The sequence below is a fragment of the Lacticaseibacillus pantheris DSM 15945 = JCM 12539 = NBRC 106106 genome (assembly GCF_001311175.1).
Lineage (GTDB): Bacteria > Bacillota > Bacilli > Lactobacillales > Lactobacillaceae > Lacticaseibacillus > Lacticaseibacillus pantheris.
Map to the genome: position 1 here is coordinate 1 of NZ_BBAI01000025.1, position 17493 is coordinate 17493.

The 17493-nt window shown below is 54.5% G+C and carries 12 protein-coding genes and 5 pseudogenes; 3 read left to right on the plus strand and 14 right to left on the minus strand.

Going from position 1 to position 17493, the window contains the following annotated elements; genetic code table 11:
• Window positions 1-703: 703 nt before the first annotated feature.
• Window positions 704-886, minus strand: coding sequence for a 30S ribosomal protein S21 (gene rpsU, locus JCM12539_RS08405; protein WP_054650674.1), 183 nt, complete (start codon window positions 884-886; stop codon window positions 704-706).
• A gap of 218 nt (window positions 887-1104) precedes the next feature.
• Between rpsU and JCM12539_RS08410 the strand changes: the two are divergent.
• A pseudogene (locus tag JCM12539_RS08410) lies at window positions 1105-1902 on the plus strand (pyruvate, water dikinase regulatory protein); the annotation flags it as partial.
• Between the two features lie 98 nt (window positions 1903-2000).
• On the opposite strand, the gene JCM12539_RS08415 reads toward JCM12539_RS08410, so the two are convergent.
• The 3 genes and pseudogenes from JCM12539_RS08415 to hisS form a co-directional block, all read right to left on the minus strand.
• Window positions 2001-2909 (minus strand): YitT family protein, encoded by a 909-nt coding sequence (locus JCM12539_RS08415; RefSeq protein WP_054650676.1) that lies wholly within the window; start codon window positions 2907-2909, stop codon window positions 2001-2003.
• A 155-nt stretch (window positions 2910-3064) separates the two neighbouring features.
• Window positions 3065-4858: an aspartate--tRNA ligase gene (aspS, locus tag JCM12539_RS08420; protein WP_054650678.1), complete on the minus strand. Its 1794-nt coding sequence runs from the start codon at window positions 4856-4858 to the stop codon at window positions 3065-3067.
• A gap of 27 nt (window positions 4859-4885) precedes the next feature.
• Window positions 4886-6168: pseudogene (hisS, locus tag JCM12539_RS08425) on the minus strand (histidine--tRNA ligase).
• A 1453-nt stretch (window positions 6169-7621) separates the two neighbouring features.
• Here hisS and JCM12539_RS08430 point away from each other — a divergent pair.
• On the plus strand, window positions 7622-8959 hold the full coding sequence (locus JCM12539_RS08430) for an N-acetylmuramoyl-L-alanine amidase family protein (protein WP_054650680.1): 1338 nt from the start codon (window positions 7622-7624) through the stop codon (window positions 8957-8959).
• Between the two features lie 53 nt (window positions 8960-9012).
• On the opposite strand, the gene JCM12539_RS12760 is transcribed toward JCM12539_RS08430, so the two are convergent.
• The 8 genes and pseudogenes from JCM12539_RS12760 to JCM12539_RS08465 form a co-directional block, all read right to left on the minus strand.
• A complete protein-coding gene (locus JCM12539_RS12760) occupies window positions 9013-9180 on the minus strand; it encodes a hypothetical protein (protein ID WP_439645132.1) in 168 nt (55 codons plus the stop codon).
• Entirely contained in the window at window positions 9159-9653 is a 495-nt protein-coding gene (locus JCM12539_RS08435) for an HAD hydrolase-like protein (RefSeq protein WP_054650682.1), read from the minus strand. Before JCM12539_RS08435 ends, JCM12539_RS12760 begins: the two co-directional genes overlap by 22 nt.
• 1 nt (window position 9654) lies before the next feature.
• Window positions 9655-10101 (minus strand): D-aminoacyl-tRNA deacylase, encoded by a 447-nt coding sequence (dtd, locus tag JCM12539_RS08440; RefSeq protein ID WP_054650684.1) that lies wholly within the window; start codon window positions 10099-10101, stop codon window positions 9655-9657.
• 19 nt (window positions 10102-10120) lie between these two features.
• Window positions 10121-12354, minus strand: a pseudogene (locus JCM12539_RS08445) (RelA/SpoT family protein).
• Between the two features lie 135 nt (window positions 12355-12489).
• Window positions 12490-12723 carry a hypothetical protein gene (locus JCM12539_RS08450; RefSeq protein WP_156302147.1) on the minus strand — a complete coding sequence of 78 codons (234 nt, stop codon included), beginning with the start codon at window positions 12721-12723 and terminating at the stop codon, window positions 12490-12492.
• Between the two features lie 11 nt (window positions 12724-12734).
• A complete protein-coding gene (locus JCM12539_RS08455; RefSeq protein WP_082405429.1) occupies window positions 12735-13541 on the minus strand; it encodes an RsmE family RNA methyltransferase in 807 nt (268 codons plus the stop codon).
• A pseudogene (gene prmA / locus JCM12539_RS13235) lies at window positions 13542-14389 on the minus strand (50S ribosomal protein L11 methyltransferase).
• Window positions 14390-14472: 83 nt separating this feature from the next.
• Window positions 14473-14970, minus strand: a complete 498-nt coding sequence (locus JCM12539_RS08465) for a DUF3013 family protein (protein WP_054650690.1) — start codon at window positions 14968-14970, stop codon at window positions 14473-14475.
• 131 nt (window positions 14971-15101) lie between these two features.
• Between JCM12539_RS08465 and JCM12539_RS08470 the strand changes: the two genes are divergently transcribed.
• Window positions 15102-15335 (plus strand): hypothetical protein, encoded by a 234-nt coding sequence (locus JCM12539_RS08470; protein WP_054650692.1) that lies wholly within the window; start codon window positions 15102-15104, stop codon window positions 15333-15335.
• Window positions 15336-15389: 54 nt separating this feature from the next.
• Here JCM12539_RS08470 and JCM12539_RS08475 read toward each other — a convergent pair.
• Together JCM12539_RS08475 and JCM12539_RS08480 are read right to left on the minus strand one after the other, a co-directional pair.
• Window positions 15390-16821 (minus strand): annotated as a pseudogene (locus JCM12539_RS08475) (APC family permease).
• Window positions 16822-17024: 203 nt separating this feature from the next.
• A complete protein-coding gene (locus JCM12539_RS08480) occupies window positions 17025-17426 on the minus strand; it encodes a hypothetical protein (protein ID WP_156302149.1) in 402 nt (133 codons plus the stop codon).
• Between the last annotated feature and the right edge of the window lie 67 nt (window positions 17427-17493).

Genomic DNA, 17493 nt, shown 5'->3' on the forward strand with positions numbered 1-17493 from the left:
ACCATTCCGACCCCACACGCCTCCGCTCACCGGTCCGACCGACGCGGCCTTACGCTACTGTGGGAACTATGTCTCCGGGCGTGACTTCTTCGTCCCAAAGTACGCCCGGGGGTTTCCGATAGTTCGTGGACTCTAAGCCAAAGAACTTTGATTCAGTGGCCAAACTTTACCCAGCTGAACTGGTACTGGTAGACGTTAATAGTCACCTGAGCATGCACACAGTTTTGTTTGGAATTGATTTATCATTAGGGATTGGTGCTATTAGCTGACTCGTAAACTTAACGTTAGATCTCTGCCGTTGGTCGTATTGGTGTGGTGGCGGAGGTTGAGCGGCTGGGGCCCGTGACGGCTGCATGCCCATAGTTCTGTTAGAGTTAATGCCAGTTGGTACGCAGCGCCTACTGGCAGTTACGATTTACAGAATCAAATTGGCTAGACCGAGCGGCTGGTCCCCGTGACGGCAATTCGCGGTAGCCCGGCACGGGCGTGAGCGTGAGGCACGTAGCCGGTCGCAGGGACCAGCCGCTCAACCGGAGCCACCACGCCAGTACGACCAGCCACCAGCAGCGGTCACCGTTGCGCATGTTTGACGAAGAACGAGACATGATCGCTTGGCAATCGAAATGATATCAGGCGTCAAGCGTCAAAACGTGAAAAAAAATACCCGCAATAATTTGCGGGTATCCTTCGATGTACACTCTAATTAAAACTTACGCTTCTTGCGCTTACGTGCTGCCTCTGACTTAAGCTTACGCTTGACGCTTGGCTTTTCGTAGAATTCACGCTTGCGGTATTCGGCCAGAGTACCAGACTTAGAAACCGTCCGCTTAAACCGGCGGAGTGCATCGTCGAGAGATTCGTTTTTCTTAACAACTGTCTTTGCCATGTGTTATCCCTCCCTCCGGATCGGTGTAATTGCGGACGAATCGGCCCAACAATTCTTAAATATTATAGCTAACCGTTGCACCAGCGTCAACGCTATCCTGCATAAAAATTGAAAATTACACCAGATGGTACGGATTATTTCGGGGATTTGCCGTAATATGCTATGATAGCGGTATCAAAAAAAGCACGCATTTTCATGCAGAAGGAGTCGATGGTCCCATGTCACGAACAATTAATTTTTACATCCTGTCCGACGCGGTGGGCGAAACGGCCATGCAACTTGCACACGCAGTTGCGGCCCAGTTTCCCCGGTTAACCCCCCGTTATTTAAGGTACCCATTCATTAAGTCACACGCACAACTGCACGAGGTGCTGGACAAGGCCAAAGGCGACGACGGTATCGTCATCAATACGCTGGCCACCTCCGACTTCGCCGAGGACGCCGTGGCGTATTCCGAGCAGATTGGGTTGTTGAACTACGACGTCTTCTCCCCCATTGTCCGCGGCATCAGCAAACATTTTGACGAGGAACCCAGCGGCATTTCCGGTGGGGTGCATGATTTGAACGAACAGTATTTTAACAAGATTGATGCCATTGAGTTTGCTGTGACTTACGATGATGGTAAGGATCCCAGCGGTTTCCTCAAAGCCGACCTGGTACTCCTCGGTGTGTCACGCACTAGCAAGACGCCTTTGTCCCTTTACCTCGCTAACCGCAACATTAAGGTGGCAAACCTGCCCATCGTTCCTAAATCCACAATTCCGGACGAAATCTACCAGGTTGACCCACAGAAAGTTGTGGGGCTCACCACGGATCCGCAAATTTTGATGGAATTTCGTCGTCAACGTATGTTGGCTTACGGACTAAGCCCTGACACCACCTACTCAGCTCGAGAACAGGTGATGCAAGAGTTGGATTACGCTAACCAACTGTACGCCAAGTTGGGCTGTACCGTCATCAACACGGCTCACCGGTCAATTGAAGAGACGGCCACACTCATCATGGAACACTTGGGATGGACGTGTTCGACAACAACAAGTAACACTAATCAAAAACCAGTACCGGAGCACCCGTACATTGTGGGTGCTCCGGTACTGGTTTTTTTTGTATCTAATCATCGAATTTGCGGTTCGTAAAAGCGTCCCATAATTTTGACGGCCTCGGTCATCGAGACAAAGGCATACTTGTCGGCCTTCTTCACTGCGCTACCCAGGTCGTACATCTCTGCGCGGCTAATAACAGTGAACAAGATGGTCTTTTCTTCGTGCTTAAAGGCCCCCTCGACGTCGTGCACAATCGTAATGCCGTGCCGTAATTCACTTTGGATGGTATTAATGACCTCGTGCGGCTTTGCCGTCACTATCATCACCTGCAGTCGCTGCTGGCGCGTGTAGAGTGAATCAATGATGCGCCCGTTGATGAAAATGGAGAGGGCTGATACCAGCGCGTGTGGCCAACTGTACATGGCACCAGCCAGAATCACAATGACGACGTTAAACGCGATGTTCACCTGACCAATAGACGAGCCGGTCCGCTTCCGGATGACGATGCCTAAAATATCCAGGCCCCCGGTCGAAATATTGTTACGCAACGCAAAGCCTGTCCCAAAGCCGTTCACGACCGCGCCAAAGATACCGCAGATAATGGGGTCGGTCGTGAGCGTTGGCACGTGGATTAACCGCAACATGATGGTTGAGAATACGACGGCGAGGAACGTGAACATCGTGAACCGGTGGCCAATTTTACGCCAGGCCAGAATAAACAGCGGGACGTTCAGCAGGAATAACCAGGTCCCAGTTGGAAAAATGTCGCTCATCTTCATGCCGCCGGGCAACGCAAAGTTGAACCACCGCTGGACGACCGCCGCAATTAGTTGCGCGGCACCGGTGATTCCGGAGGCGTAGACCCCTCCTGGCTCCCAGAACATGTTCAAAGCAACGGATACACAGACGGCGTACAGAAACGCGGCGGATAGCCGGCTCCAGTTTTGGTGACGCCTAATTAAACGGTCAAGCTCTTGCATAGCGGTTCCTTCCCAGTAATTAATCGTGCCCTAAGTATACCACGCAGACCAACCCCCACTGGGATGACGGTCAAAACGTGGTTCGGAGTTCAAGCAAATACCCCCAGCACTATGTTGGGGGTATTGTTTGATAGTTTCAATTTTTATAAACTAAACTATTCTTCGGGTTCGTCATGTTCCTCTGCCGTTGGGTCAACGGTTACGTCGATACCGAGTGGCACTAGCTGATCTGGAGCAACTGCTGTCGGTGCCTTGGTCATTGGTTCGCTAGCCTTGCTGTTCTTAGGGAAAGCAATCACGTCGCGAATGTTGTCCTTGTGTGCTAGCAACATGGCAAAGCGGTCCAAGCCGATGGCCAGACCACCATGCGGCGGGAAGCCGTACTCGAGCGCGTCTAGCAGGAAACCAAACTGGGCATTGGCTCGTTCGGGAGTGAAGTCGAGCGCCTTCAGCATCTTCTCCTGAATCTCGCGAGTATGGATACGGATGGAGCCCCCACCCAACTCGTAACCGTTCAGGATAATGTCATAGCTTTGAGCATGGGCACTGTGTGGGTCGGTGTCGAGCAGGTGTACGTCCTCTTCGTTCGGCATGGTGAACGGGTGGTGTGCTGGAACCCAGCGGTTATCGCCCTCGTCGAATTCAAATAGTGGCCAGTCCACAACCCAGCAAAAGGCAAATTGGTTCTCATCGATCAGACCCAAGTCCTTGCCGTAGTATGAACGCAAGTAGCCCAGAGTATCCGCCACCACTTTGAACTTGTCGGCAGCAAACATGACCATGTCGCCACTCTTGGCTCCTAACGCGTCAGTCAGTTCGCGACCATCACCAAAGAATTTCGCAATGGGGCCAGAAATACCGTCGTCAGTGACTTTGAGCCAAGCTAGACCGTGGGCGCCAAAACGCTTGATGTAATCGGCCTGCTTGTCGATGGCCTTGCGGGAGTACTTGTCCGCCCCGCCAGGCAAGACGATGGCACGCACCATGCCGCCGTTGGCAACGGCGCCACTGAACACCTTGAAATCACTGTCCTTGACGAGTGCCGAGACGTCCTGAATTTCCATACCAAAGCGCAGGTCGGGTTTCTCACTACCAAAGCGGTCCATAGAGTCCTGCCACGTAATCCGGCGGAAAGGACGCTCAACTTCAACGTTCATCACGTCTTGCATTACTTGGGCAATCAGGCCCTCAGTGATGTCCTGAATTTCTTCAGCACTCAGGAATGAGGTCTCCATGTCAATCTGCGTAAACTCTGGCTGGCGGTCACCACGCAGATCCTCATCACGGAAACAACGCGCGATTTGGAAGTACCGGTCAAAGCCGGCCCCCATCAGCAGCTGCTTAAATAGCTGGGGTGACTGTGGCAATGCGTAGAATGTCCCTGGGTACACACGTGACGGTACCAGGTAGTCGCGGGCACCTTCTGGCGTGCTCTTGGTGAGGTCGGGAGTTTCGATGTTCACAAAGTCATGGTCTTCAAAGTAGCGGTTGGTGGAAGCCATGATCCGGGAACGGGTCATGATTGCCGCCTGCATCTCTGGCCGGCGGAGGTCCAGGTAGCGGTACTTCAACTTCAACTCTTCGGTGGCGTCGACGTTATCTTCAATCGTAAATGGTGGCGTCTTGGCCTTGTTCAGAATCTCAATGGCGTGGACTTCCACCTCAATTTCGCCGGACTTCAGGTTACGGTTGATTTCCTTTTCGCCGCGGTTCTTAACTTCACCGGTCACGGCGATGACGTATTCGCTACGCAACGTGTTGGCAACCGCAAGCGCATCCGGGTCGAGCGCGGACGAAAAGACCAGCTGCACGAGGCCGGCACGGTCGCGCAAATCAACAAAAATCAGGTTACCCAGGCTGCGTCGCTTCCGTACCCAACCCATCAGCGTGACGGTTTGGCCAAGGTTGGCGGCCGTGACGTCACCCGCATACATTGTACGTTTATTCATTAGTATCAGTTCCCTTCAAAATACCCATTATTTGGTGGCAGTGAGACGTGCCACAACGGCGGCAAAGTCGCTGGTCAGGTCGGACTGCGGCACAACTTCCTGCTGCCCCGTAGCCATCACTTTGACGCTGGCCGTGTGATCCGCCAATTCCTGGCTACCCAGAGTTATGGTCAGCCGGGCACCCTCTTTGTTCGCGGACTTAAACTGGGCTTTGGCCTTCCGGTCCATGAAGTCCATGTCGGCACTGTAACCCTGGCCGCGAATAGCGGTTGCTAACTGGAGCGCCGTCTCTTGGGCACTCTGGTCAATCGCGACAATGTACGTGTCCAGCTGGGCCGGTTCAACCTGGTCACCCAGGAGTAACATCAAGCGCTCAACCCCCATAGCAAAGCCGACGCCGGGCGTGTCCGGGCCGCCGAGCTGCTCAACCAGGCCGTTGTAGCGCCCACCAGCAAGCACGGTGGTGTAGCCGCTGCCGAAGACTGGACTGCTGCTCATGACCTCAAAGATGGTGTGGTTATAGTAATCCAACCCCCGGACCATGGTGCTGTCGACCTCGTATTCAATCCCCAAGGTCGTGAGGTTCTGCTGCACGGCCTCAAAGTGGGTCCTAGCGGCGTCGGTTAGGTAGTCCAGGATTGATGGTGCGTTGGCCACAATTTCCTGGTCGTGGTGATCCTTGCTATCCAAAATGCGCAACGGGTTCTTCTCAAGACGCACCTTGGAATCGTCAGACAGTTCGTCTTTGAACGGCGTCAAGTAGTCGATCAGCGCCTGGTGGAAGGCCGCGCGACTATCCGGATCACCCAACGTGTTGATGACGAATTTCAGGTTGGCCACGCCCATAGTGGTGAGCAGGTCGCGGGCCATTGCGATGGTTTCAGCGTCCAGGGCGGGACTACTACTGCCGAATGCTTCCACCCCAATCTGATGGAATTGGCGCTGACGTCCGGATTGTGGGCGTTCGTAACGGAACATGGGGCCCTTGTACCATACTTTGTACGGCTTACCAAACTCTGGCCCGTACAGCTTGTTCTCGACGTAAGCCCGCACGACGCCGGCAGTGCCCTCTGGACGGAGCGCCATCATCCGGTCGCCTTTGTCCTTAAAGGTATACATTTCCTTGGACACGATATCGCTGGTCTCACCCGACGAACGGGCAAAGACGTCCGCACTTTCAAAGATGGGTGTTCGTATTTCGTGGTAGCGGTAGCGGTTAAAGATGTCGTTGCGACACGTTCAACGTGCTGCCATGATTCACTGTCTCCGGGTAAAATGTCCGCAGTACCCTTTGGTCGTTGATATGCCATATGTTCTCTCCCCTATTGTGTGGCGGTGAGGTTGCACACCACCCACGTGAATAATTTTTGTCGTGCTTTCGCGCCCGGCGTCGCAGGATCAAATGGAGCCCGCGACGCCGGACAATAAAAAGCACCCTCCGTCGTTGGACGAAGGGTGCGTGCACGGTACCACCTTACTGTTTTACTCAACCATAACGGTGGCGACCGGAGTAATATCAGCCTCAGGATTGTCTTGTCGACCATTCCCGGCTTGCACCATCCCGGGTCGCTTCGTGCGGTCTCTTCTCGTCCATCATTGGCTACGAAAGTATTCACCAATGATACTAACCATTATCAATATGGCTGTCAACCACGTTTGCAAAAGTTGCTAAAGGTGGCGGTTCTGAGCGTTGGCGGTGCTGTGTGGTGCTGCGCCTTTGTGGACCGCTCCACGGTGACCGCTGCTAGGGCGAAACCTCCAACCGGCAAAGTACGCCGGTTTCCGGTGCGAATTAAAGCCTGCCGACAAAAACCGTCGTCAGTCTTTAATCTCGTCGCGCTGTACGTCGCCTGCAAATGAGGCTCTCGGACTGCTACGCCATTCCTGCGAGAAGCACGCAGTAAGCGCTGAAGCGCTAACTGCGTGCGTTCCCTAACAGCGGTCACCGTTCCGGGTCCAGTCGCTCCGCACCCCACAGCACCACCAACGTTCAGAACCACATATGCGTAGGAATCTTTGAATGATTCATCGTTCTTTACCATTTCTGCAGACTGAGGAATAGAATTTATCTATTCTAGATACCATACCAATGAGGCGTTGGATAACACACACTTTTTGTCGAATAATAAATCCTCTAAAAAAAAGTTGCAAAAAATTGTTGCAAATCCAGCAAGTCCGGTTATAGCACAGGGCGGACCGCGTACAGTATCACTCGACCATGGCTGTTCCACTAACAATAGCATGACAGTTAGCAGAATTACTTGCCAAATGTTTCCACAGGATATTGAAAATCCGCTGGTAGAAATATATCCGATGGTGAATCTCATAACTGAAGATTCTAATGCAACGGTAGTAAGAGGCCGCGGTGGTCGGGCTGGTTAGCGTAGTGTGGGGTCGGAATGGTAACCACTGCCGGGGTGTAACGTTCTTATGACTTTAGCCATTAGAACGCGACGAATTCCGAGCCTGACCGGCGTGTTTCCGGGCAGGCTCGGAATCGCGGCGGAAACACGCCCGTACTTGGCGGGTTGGAGCCTTCGCCCTAGCAGTGGATTACCATGGAGCGCCCCACGAAAGCCGTAGCTAACCAGCCCGGCCAACGCCGCTGGCACTCATCCCATAGTTGCTAAACCGTAAATATTTGTGATTGTGTGGTCATTCTTCCCGATAATCACACTGATTTTGTTATACTAGGATTTGTTTAAGTAACGGTGAACGGGATCAACCGATCGCCGTTTTATTACCACAAGGAGTTGTGTCAACATGCGTAAGGAACAACGCGAAGCCAATCGGGCCCACCTCAAACGGTGGCCCCTCATTATTACCACCAGTATTCTTTTAATTATCGCCATCGCGACCACCGCAATGTTGGCCAACACCCAGAATGTGGACGTGGATGCCACCGTCGTCAACGTGCGTCAAGGCCCCGGCCTTTCGTACGGCGTCGAGGGGCAGGTCACCCACGGTACCCAATTAGCTATTATCGATAAACAAAATTCGTGGTACAAAGTGCGGATGCCCGGTAACCGTGTTGGGTGGGTTGCCAGTTGGTTAGTGAATAATAACGAGGCCACCACCGGTGCAGCCAAATCTGGTGTAACTACGGCCGCCGTCAACGTGCGGGCCTCCTCAACCGAGAGTGCCAGCAAGCTAGGCTCACTAAAAGCTGGAGCCGCAATCAAAGTGGTCTACCAGGAGGGTGCCTGGAGCCAAATTATCTATGATGGCACCGCTGCCTGGATTAGTAGCAAGTACGTGAAACTGAGTGGGACCAGCACGACCGTTTCCACCTCGGACCAGGCCGTTGCTTCGGCGAGCGCCGCCGCTGCTGCCAACTTAACGGTTAAGACAAAGCGCACCGCTAACCTACGGCACACGGCCGGAATTAACGGCTCCGTAGCCAAAGAGCTCCCAGCTAACACTAGTCTGGCCGTCGTTGGTGAAAGCGGCGACTGGTACGAGGTTAAGACCAGTGATGGCACCACGGGATACATTGCGAGTTGGGTCGTCTCCACGCCTAGCAATGGGGCCAGCACCGCCACCTCCACGAGTCTAGCAGAGGCCACCATCGTGCTTGATCCTGGCCATGGGGGTAGCGATACCGGCGCCCTTTCGACCACGGATAAATACGAAAAAACATACACCCTCAAGACGGCCGAGGCTATTCGCTCCGCCCTCGCCGCTGCGGGGGCCAACGTAGTCATGACCCGCAGCAATGACAGCTTTGTCAGCCTAGCGAAGCGGCCTAAAATTGCGCATCAAGTCAAAGCGGACGCGTTTATCTCGATCCACTTTGATTCCACGCCTGACACTAACGAGGCCAGCGGTCACACCGTGTACTATTACAGTTCCAAGAAGGACATCAGCCTCGCGCGCAACCTCAACGTTGCCCTCAAAGGTGTGGGTACGCCTAGTCGCGGTATCGAGTTCGGCGACTTTGAAGTGTTACGGGACAACAAGCAGCCCAGCGTATTACTAGAGATGGGTTACATTAATGACGATACGGATTTCAGCAAAATTCAAACCACCGCTTACCAGCAAAAAGTTGCGAACGACGTGGTGAACGGATTACGGAGCTACTTTGAGAGTGGCTCGCGGTAGCATCTAAAAAGCTTTGCAGCATACCCACAAAACGGGATGCCGCAAAGTTTTTTTTAGTCCATCATTTGTGCTAACCGTGCCAATGCCGCGGGCACCTCAGTCAGTGCCGTGACCGTCTCCGTCGCGGCAGGAGCAGCATGCAGACCATCTATGTCGATGTAGATGGTGGCAAAACCCGCGGCCTTACCTGCCGCCACGTCTAACGCGCGGTCCCCCACCACGACCGTCCGGTGGCGCTTAACCCGAACTCGCGTTGTAGGTATAGCAGTGACTCGGGGTTCGGCTTACGCGCAAAGTGCATGCTGATTGTGGTCCCGCCAGCAAAGAGGCCGCGGAGATTGTTGCGGTCAAGCAACCGCCACGCAACGTCATCGCGATGCGTCCACAGGAAGTTGCGACCACCAGCCTTCACCACCGCATCCAGTGCGGTGCGTGCGCCCGGATACGGTAGCGGTTGGAGGTTGGTGTCGTGCTCCTTGGCGTGGTACGCCTGGTCGAGGCCGGCCAGCGTTGCGTCCGGGTGCGTTTGGGCAAAGTCACGGAGGATAGCGCGAACCGAATCCTGCTTGGCCGCGACTAATAGTTCCTCCGTAGTGCGCTGGTCACCGTAGCCAGCGAGAACCGCCCGTAAAGCGGCCATCATCCCCGGATACGTGTCGAACAGCGTCCCGTCAAAGTCCCAGATTACGTCCACCCTACATCGCCTCCGTATCCATCGTCATGGTCACCGGCCCGTCGTTAGTCAACGTCACCTGCATGTCCGCGCCAAATTCGCCCGTAGCGACGGTAACGCCTAACCGTGCGAGTTCCGCATTAAAATGTTCGTACAGCGCGCGCCCCAGTTCGGGACCCGCCGCGCCGGTGAAGCTCGGTCGGTTACCCTTTTTCAGATCAGCATACAGCGTGAACTGAGAGATGGACAACACCGCTCCTCCCACGTCTAACAAGCTACGGTTCATCTTGCCCGCGTCGTCGCTAAATACGCGGAGTTTAACCAGTTTTTGCGCCAGTTTATCCGCTTCTTCCGGTGCGTCGTTGGGACCGACGCCGACTAATACCATGTAGCCGCCATCGATAGCACCCACTACTTTGCCCGCGATGGCCACGCTGGCGTTACTGACCCGTTGCGCGATTATTCGCATAAAATCCTCCCCAATAAAGTTAACCGTTAGTACGCTTAACCTCGTAGATATCCGGTACGTTCTTGATGGCCTCCATGATGCGTTCCAAGTGAGCCAGGTTGTTGATGCCCACCGTTACGTGAATGTCCGCCATCTTGTCGTGGTCCACACGCCCGTTAATGTTGTTCAGGTTCTTGGTCTGGGCATTCAGTACCTGCAACACTTCATTGAGCAGGCCGTTGCGGTTGTAGCCGTAAATTTCCAGGTCCGCGTTGAAGCTCTGGTTCTGATCCGTCTTGGACTGCCAGTGTACCTCCAGCAACCGGTTGGCCTCTTCAGGGTGCGCCGTGATGTTCGGGCAGTCTGCGCGGTGAATAGTCACCCCACGCCCCTTGGTCACGTAGCCCACAATTTCATCACCCGGCACCGGCAGACAACACTTGGCCAGGTGCACCAGTAAGTTGTCGACACCCTCAATGATGATGCCGTCATCCGTCACTGATTGGCCCGCGTGCGGTTGTTTGCGCTCCTTAGCCACCGTGGTGACCTTCTGGTTAGACTCTAGAATTTCCCGTTCACGGTCGCGCTGGTCCTGCTCCTCCTTGGCGTGTCGCTGTTGCTCGGTCAGGCGGTTGGCCACCACCTGTGCGGTGAGTTCGCCGTAACCAATGGCGCTCATCAATTCGTCTTCCGTATTGAAATTAAACCGGTTGAGAGCCGTCTTCAGTGGCGCACCGGTCAGGAAGTCCCCCGGGTGCAGACCCATATCGAGTAGCTGGTGCTCCAGCATGTCCCGGCCCTTTTCGGCGTTTTCGCCTTTGTCCGCCTGCTTAAAGTAGCGCCGGATTTTGTTCCGCGCGCGCGACGTGAATACCTGGTTAATCCAATCGCGGCTGGGCTGGCTATTGCTGGCCGTCAGCATCTCGACGATGTCCCCGTTTTTGAGCTGGTAGGTGAGCGGCACAATTTTGCCGTTCACTTTGGCCCCCACGGTGTGGTTACCCACCTCCGTGTGCACCATGTAGGCAAAGTCGAGCGTATTACTCCCCTTGGCGAGTTCGTAAACCTCACCCTTCGGAGTAAAGACGTACACACGGTCCGTGAAGACGTCACCCGTGACGCTCTTCATGAAGTCGTGCGCATCCGTGGACTCATCCCCAATTTCCAGGATTTCCCGGAAGAGGTCGAGCTTCTTCCCCGCCGCGTCGTACTGCACCTCGCTGGTCTGGCCTTCCTTGTAGGCCCAGTGCGCTGCAACCCCATATTCAGCGACCTGGTGCATTTCTTCGGTCCGGATTTGTACTTCCAAAGGTTTGCCTTCGGGACCAATCACCGTGGTATGGATACTTTGGTACATGTTCGCCTTGGGCATGGCAATGTAGTCCTTAAAACGCCCTGGCATCGGCTTCCACTCGGTGTGAATGGCACCTAGTACCGCGTAACAATCCTTAATGGACTTGGTGATGACCCGCACGGCGAGGAGGTCGTACAGCTCATCAAATTGCTTATGCTTATCGCGCATCTTCTTGTAGATTGAGTAGATGTGCTTCGGCCGCCCATAGATTTCGTATTCAATGTGCAGGTCGGCCAAACCGCGTTTGATGTCCGTAATGGCCGACTGAATGTACTGCTCCCGTTCGGACCGCTTGGAGTTCATCAGTGAGGCAATTCGGTGGTACTGCTGCGGGTTCAGGTACCGCAACGATAAATCTTCGAGCTCCCACTTGATGGTGCTAATCCCTAGTCGGTCAGCCAGCGGGGCAAAGATGTCCAGCGTCTCCTGGGCAATCCGCCGCTGCTTGTCCGGTGGCATGTGCATCAACGTCCGCATATTGTGCAGACGGTCGGCCAATTTGACCATGATGACGCGGAGGTCCTTAGCCATCGCAATGAGCATTTTGCGGTGATTTTCGGCCAGCTCGTCTTTGTGGGCAACGTATTTGACCTTGCTCAGCTTGGTCAGACCGTCAACAATCACCGCAACGTCACGGCCGAACAGCTCGTTGATGTCGCCCAGAGTCACTTTGGTGTCTTCAACACGTCATGCAGGTAACCGGAAGCCACCGTCGCCGGATCCATGTTCAGCTGGGCCAAAATACCGGCCACCTGAATCGGGTGGATGATGTACGGTTCGCCACTCTTCCGTAGCTGATCCTTGTGGACGTACGCCGCAAAGTCATACGCCTTTTGCACGAAGGCCAAGTGTTCTTCATTCATGTACTTTGCGCAGATATCATAAACCTGTTCCTGCGTCAGTTCTGGTTCTTCAGCCATTGCCACCGTCTCCCTAATGAGAAAAAAAATCGGAACAAACGAATCTTTGTCCCGACCTCCTACACTCAAAATTTCTTAATTTAAATATAACCCGGATAGCATAAAAAAAACTAGTCCTTTAGCCAAGCAAGCGCGCTAATCACAAGTAGATAGCGCCATCCAGTAATCATACTTCGTGAACCGCAGGAAAACCATCAGCGCAAACAGGATGGGGAACACAATGATGGTCCACCAAGGTAGCTGGTGCTGCTTAATTTGGCGACCAATCCACCAGGCAAAGATGCTGTCGAGAACGATGAATAGTAGCCCGACCCGCCAAGCAACGGCCATGTGCAAAAGCTTGAAGATGTACGGGGCCACGAAGGCCATGACGACGCTGGTCAAAATAACCAGTGGGAGTGGCCGCTGCCACCAAGTGTTAATTTTTTTTCAGAGTTGACAAGATGTTGTGAATCCTCCTGTAGTTCAGTATATGTGGATATGGCCGCGAGTAAGTACCACGGCGCGGTCTCCGTCCGTAAAATTCGGGGTCCCAACCCTGCATTAACAAAACCGGCTGCGTTTAAGGCCGCTACCTCTTCGGGGGCGAGCCCGCCTTCCGGTCCAAAGACGGCCAGTAAACTCCGGGGGTGCGCACTCACCGTTTGGATTAACTGCGCGTGTTCACCCTGTTTGGCTGATTCTTCGTAGGCGACCAGCTTGGCATCGGCGTCCAACCGCATGACGGCGTCCAGTAGCGGAACAAAGCCCACGGTTGGTACAACGTCACGATGACTTTGTTCTGCCGCCGACTGGGCCACTTGTTGGAGGCGCGCCACCTTCTTGGCGGCACGATCCGGTAACCAGCGCGCGGTGGCCCACTGGGTGTTCACGAACAAAACGCGTGTGACACCCAGCTCCGTGGCCTTTTGGACAATGAGCTCCGCCTTTTGCCCCTTACTAATGCCGCAAACGATGGTCACCGCGACCGGCAACTCGTGGTTGGCAGCAATCCTTTGCTCCACGCGGACGGTCAGTGGGTCGATGCCCGTAATTGTTACCACAAAGGCGTGGCCCTGCGCACCGGCGAGTTCAAATTGTCCACCCACCTGCATCCGTAAGACGGTGATGGCGTGATGTTCAACGGCACCATGGAGGGTGACGCTGGCGCCTTCGGTCAAAGACTCATCAGTAAAGTACCGCTGCACCTACGCCACCTCCCCGTCTGGCCGGGTAGCCAGTAATGCCACCCACTTACCATCGGTGATGGTAGTCGTCACCACTAAACCCGCGTCGGTCAGCCATTGACGGACGCGGGGTTCCTTAGCCAACAGAATACCAGACAAAATTAGCTTCCCACGCTCAGCAAGCACATGTGGCACCTCAGGGACCAGCCGTTCCAAAACGTCAGGGAGGATATTAGCGAGCACCAAGTCGAATTGCTGGTCGTCTGGTACCGACCGCAGTAAGTCGCTCGCGATGACGGTGATGTGGCTAACGGGATTCAGCGCAATGTTCTTTTCGGCGCTAGCACCGCGACTGCATCAATATCGGTCGCCAGTACGCTCCCTACGCCTAGCCGTTCGGCGGCAACGGCCAGCACGCCGGAGCCAGTACCGACATCCAGCGTCCGTTCCCCACCGCGCACAACAGCTTCGAGAAGTTGGAGCACGAGTCGCGTAGTCGGGTGGGTGCCGGTGCCGAAAGCCTGACCCGGGTCCAACCGCACGACTAGCTCACCAGGTTGTGACGGGGAATATTCCTCCCAGCGCGGGGCGACGGTGAGGTACCGTGTCAACCGGACGGCGTGGTAATACTGTTCCCACACGTTAGTCCACTGGCCATCATCGATGGTCGTAGTCGCCACCGTGCCAGCGCCGCCCTCCAGGCCAAAGTCGGACAGATGGTTCAATCCGTCACGCACGCTAGCCAATAGTGGTGCAGCGTCAGTATTTGACGGTATGTAGGCCGTGACCTGGACGGTTTGGTCGTCCAGCTCCGGGTTGGTTGCTTGGTCGTCAATTTGTACACCGCCGACCGCTAGTTCCGCAAACATGTTTGAGACCGCTTCGCTTGCGTCAATACTCGTCGTCACCGTGATGGCAGTCCATTCCACGTGCTATTCCTCCAATTAACTAATTAATACTTAGGGTAAGGCAGGTAAACATCCAGCTTTGCGTCTGGCTCTTCCGCCACGGCGTTGGTTAACTGGCTTTGGCTAAAACCGACCGTAAACTCATCGCTATCACTGGTACCATCAACAAAGTCGAGCAGGTCACTCTCCCCTTCATCCAAAACGGTCTGGAAGTAGTTGAAGAAACCATCAACGGTTGCCTGATCGATCCCCTTTTTGCCGCTGAACGGAATCACTGTGAGGTAATCATTGACGTAATCGTGCCCGTCCATGCGTGTCTCGTCGTAGAACAGCACGGCGTCGGTGTATTGCACCTTACCGTCGTCCATAACGGAGCCGTCGTTGTCTTCAATATCAAAGTCGGCGCTGGCGAGCACCGTCATGGTGTATTCCAATTCAATGACGTGGGCGTCCTTATCCCAGTTGAGGTTCAGGTCACCATCAAAGTCCATCGCGTCCATTTTGCTGCCAATATAATCAAGCATGTTCATCTGCGTTGCCATTTTACGTCCCCCTTAGTCCGCAAACTCCATTAATGACGTTAATTCTACCGCACTTTAGCTGTAGACAAAAGCAATACGCAGGGTGTACGGTGCAATTACACAGAATTTTCGAATTTACGGAGGCTATCATAATGGAACAATTAACCGAGCAACAGCGAATGCTACGTGCGCGGATTAGTACCGCGGCGGATCAGGCCGTGAGCCGTAACTTTACGGAGAACCTCATCGCAGACCGCGCGGACGCCTGGGCTAAGGCATTGGGCCACACACCCAGCACCGCGGAGTTAACCACGTTTACGCTGAACGAGTTTCGTGGCTTGATGGAAGATACCTTATTCCGAATTATGGATGGGGAGCAACGATAAAACAGCGTGCGGATGTCGTCCTCCCGGAGAAGGATGGCAACCGCACGCTGTTTTTTAATGTTGGTTAAGTGCTGAATGACGCACACCGTACGCAAAGTAGATGATTAAACCCACCACGAACCAAATTCCGGAATAAACTTTGGCCTGGACGTCGAGGCCCATGAACACCACGAGTGCACCCACAAAGGCCAGGGCCGGTAGCACTGGATAGAATGGCATTTTGAACGCCGGGTCGGCAATGTCGCGACCCTCCCGTGGACGCAACCGGTAAATACCGAGCGACACGAACATGAACGCGATTAGCGTCCCGGCAGAAATTAGTTCGGACAGGAATTCAAACGGGAAGAACGCCCCGATCGCCACAGCAATCACGGATAAGACTAGCAATGCATGGTTAGGCAGGCCGTCTTTGCTCGTTAGCTGACCGAGATAGCGCGGCAGCATGCCGTCCCGACCAAAGCTGTACAGCAGACGCGATCCCGCCATCATCATCCCGATGAGGGCGGTGAACATACCGATAACGGCCACCCCTTCAATGACGGTAGCGGCAACAGTGTGTCCCGAGTGCCGTAGTGCCCACCCGACTGGCTCGGCGATACCCGCATAGTGAGTATAGTGGAACATGCCCACCAGCACTAACGACACCGCCATGAACAAAGTTACGGCGATGATCAAGCTACCAATGATTCCGCGAGGCATGGTCTTTTCGGGATTCTTGGCCTCCGCTGAGTTGGCGGCAATGGAGTCAAAGCCGATGTAGGCCAAAAAGATTGTGGATACCCCCGCGTAAATACCCCGCCACCCTCCAAACGCAGAACCGTCGGCGTTGGCGTGGTACTTGGGGACAAACGGTACGTAGTTTTGCACGTGGATGGCGCTCAGCCCGATAACGATAAATGCGAGGATAGCCAATACCTTGAGGACCACCAACACGTTTTCGACGCGCGCCGCCTGCCGGACGCCGTGCCACAGGATGACGGCACACACTACAACGGCAATCACGGCGACGATGTCCACCAGGCCGCCTTTGCTACCGAGCGGGTTGGCCAACGCGGCGGGGATGCTTAACCCAAAGGAGGCCAGCAAACCCCGAAAATTAGCGGACAAACCTGACGCGACGAAGGCAACCGCGATGAAGTACTCAGCCAGGAGGGCCCAGCCGGCAATCCAGCCGAAACCCTCCCCAAACACGACGTTAATCCACGAATAAGCGGAACCCGCGAACGGCATGGCCGCAGCCATCTCGGCGTATGCAAAGGCGACGAGGCCGGCGACAATCGCAGCAAACAGGCAGGACAGTGCGACCGCGGGGCCAGCGTGCTCGGCTGCCACGATTCCCGGCAGGGTGAAAATTGTGGTTGAAACAATCGTACCCACCGAGCGCCAGGAAGTCTTTGACTGTTAGCACGCGCGGCAGGTGTGAATCTTTGTCCTCGTAGACACTGGGATCCTCCTTCTGCGTCATGCGGCGGATCAATTTAAACATGAATCAGTAACCCCCAATATTGAGAATCGACCAGCAAATGCGTGAGAGCAAGCCCCCCGATTTCTCGCGTAAATATCAAAACAATCCAATAATTTTCCCATGGTCAGGGGTGGATGTCAAACGCACTTGCGGGTAACATCAGCCGCTGTTCGGAGCAGGCGCTCAACAGGAGCCGCCACGTCAGTACCGCTGGCAGCATTCACCTACTGCAACGCTTGCGGCTTGTTTAGGCGTTGGCGGTTACCAGTGTTAATCCGCCAGACACCTTCGCCAACCACCGGAATCCGCATGCGTACCTGATTCTTCTTTTGGTATACCCACATGGTGACGTGTTGATGCGCCTTGACGTCGTAGAGCACGTACCGGTAACGCCAATGATTGACGTTTTTGCCCTGCACACGGCGCACTGACGGTGCGTCCCCCGCCACTTTACTCAGAAAGTTCACGTCCCGCTGACTCTTGACGGTGCGGATCATCCGCCCAGCGCGGTTGTATACCCGTGCGTAGTCGCCGCTCTTGGCCGCCGGTAACCCACGTTGCGTTCCACACGCTGTCACACTCATTATGGTTACCACCATCAAGACGCCGAATATGATTCGCCTCATACTTGTTCCCCCTCATCCCCATTTAACCCAACATCAATCTGTTAACACCATAATAATAGACGTTAAT

Bases quoted from the DNA above. Each gene is read 5' to 3' on its own strand.
- rpsU (WP_054650674.1), bottom strand. From the start codon at position 886: ATGGCAAAGACAGTTGTTAAGAAAAACGAATCTCTCGACGATGCACTC.
- JCM12539_RS08415 (WP_054650676.1), bottom strand. From the start codon at position 2,909: ATGCAAGAGCTTGACCGTTTAATTAGGCGTCACCAAAACTGGAGCCGG.
- aspS (WP_054650678.1), bottom strand. From the start codon at position 4,858: ATGAATAAACGTACAATGTATGCGGGTGACGTCACGGCCGCCAACCTT.
- JCM12539_RS08430 (WP_054650680.1), top strand. From the start codon at position 7,622: ATGCGTAAGGAACAACGCGAAGCCAATCGGGCCCACCTCAAACGGTGG.
- dtd (WP_054650684.1), bottom strand. From the start codon at position 10,101: ATGCGAATAATCGCGCAACGGGTCAGTAACGCCAGCGTGGCCATCGCG.
- JCM12539_RS08450 (WP_156302147.1), bottom strand. From the start codon at position 12,723: ATGGCCTTCGTGGCCCCGTACATCTTCAAGCTTTTGCACATGGCCGTT.
- JCM12539_RS08465 (WP_054650690.1), bottom strand. From the start codon at position 14,970: ATGGCAACGCAGATGAACATGCTTGATTATATTGGCAGCAAAATGGAC.
- JCM12539_RS08470 (WP_054650692.1), top strand. From the start codon at position 15,102: ATGGAACAATTAACCGAGCAACAGCGAATGCTACGTGCGCGGATTAGT.
- JCM12539_RS08480 (WP_156302149.1), bottom strand. From the start codon at position 17,426: ATGAGGCGAATCATATTCGGCGTCTTGATGGTGGTAACCATAATGAGT.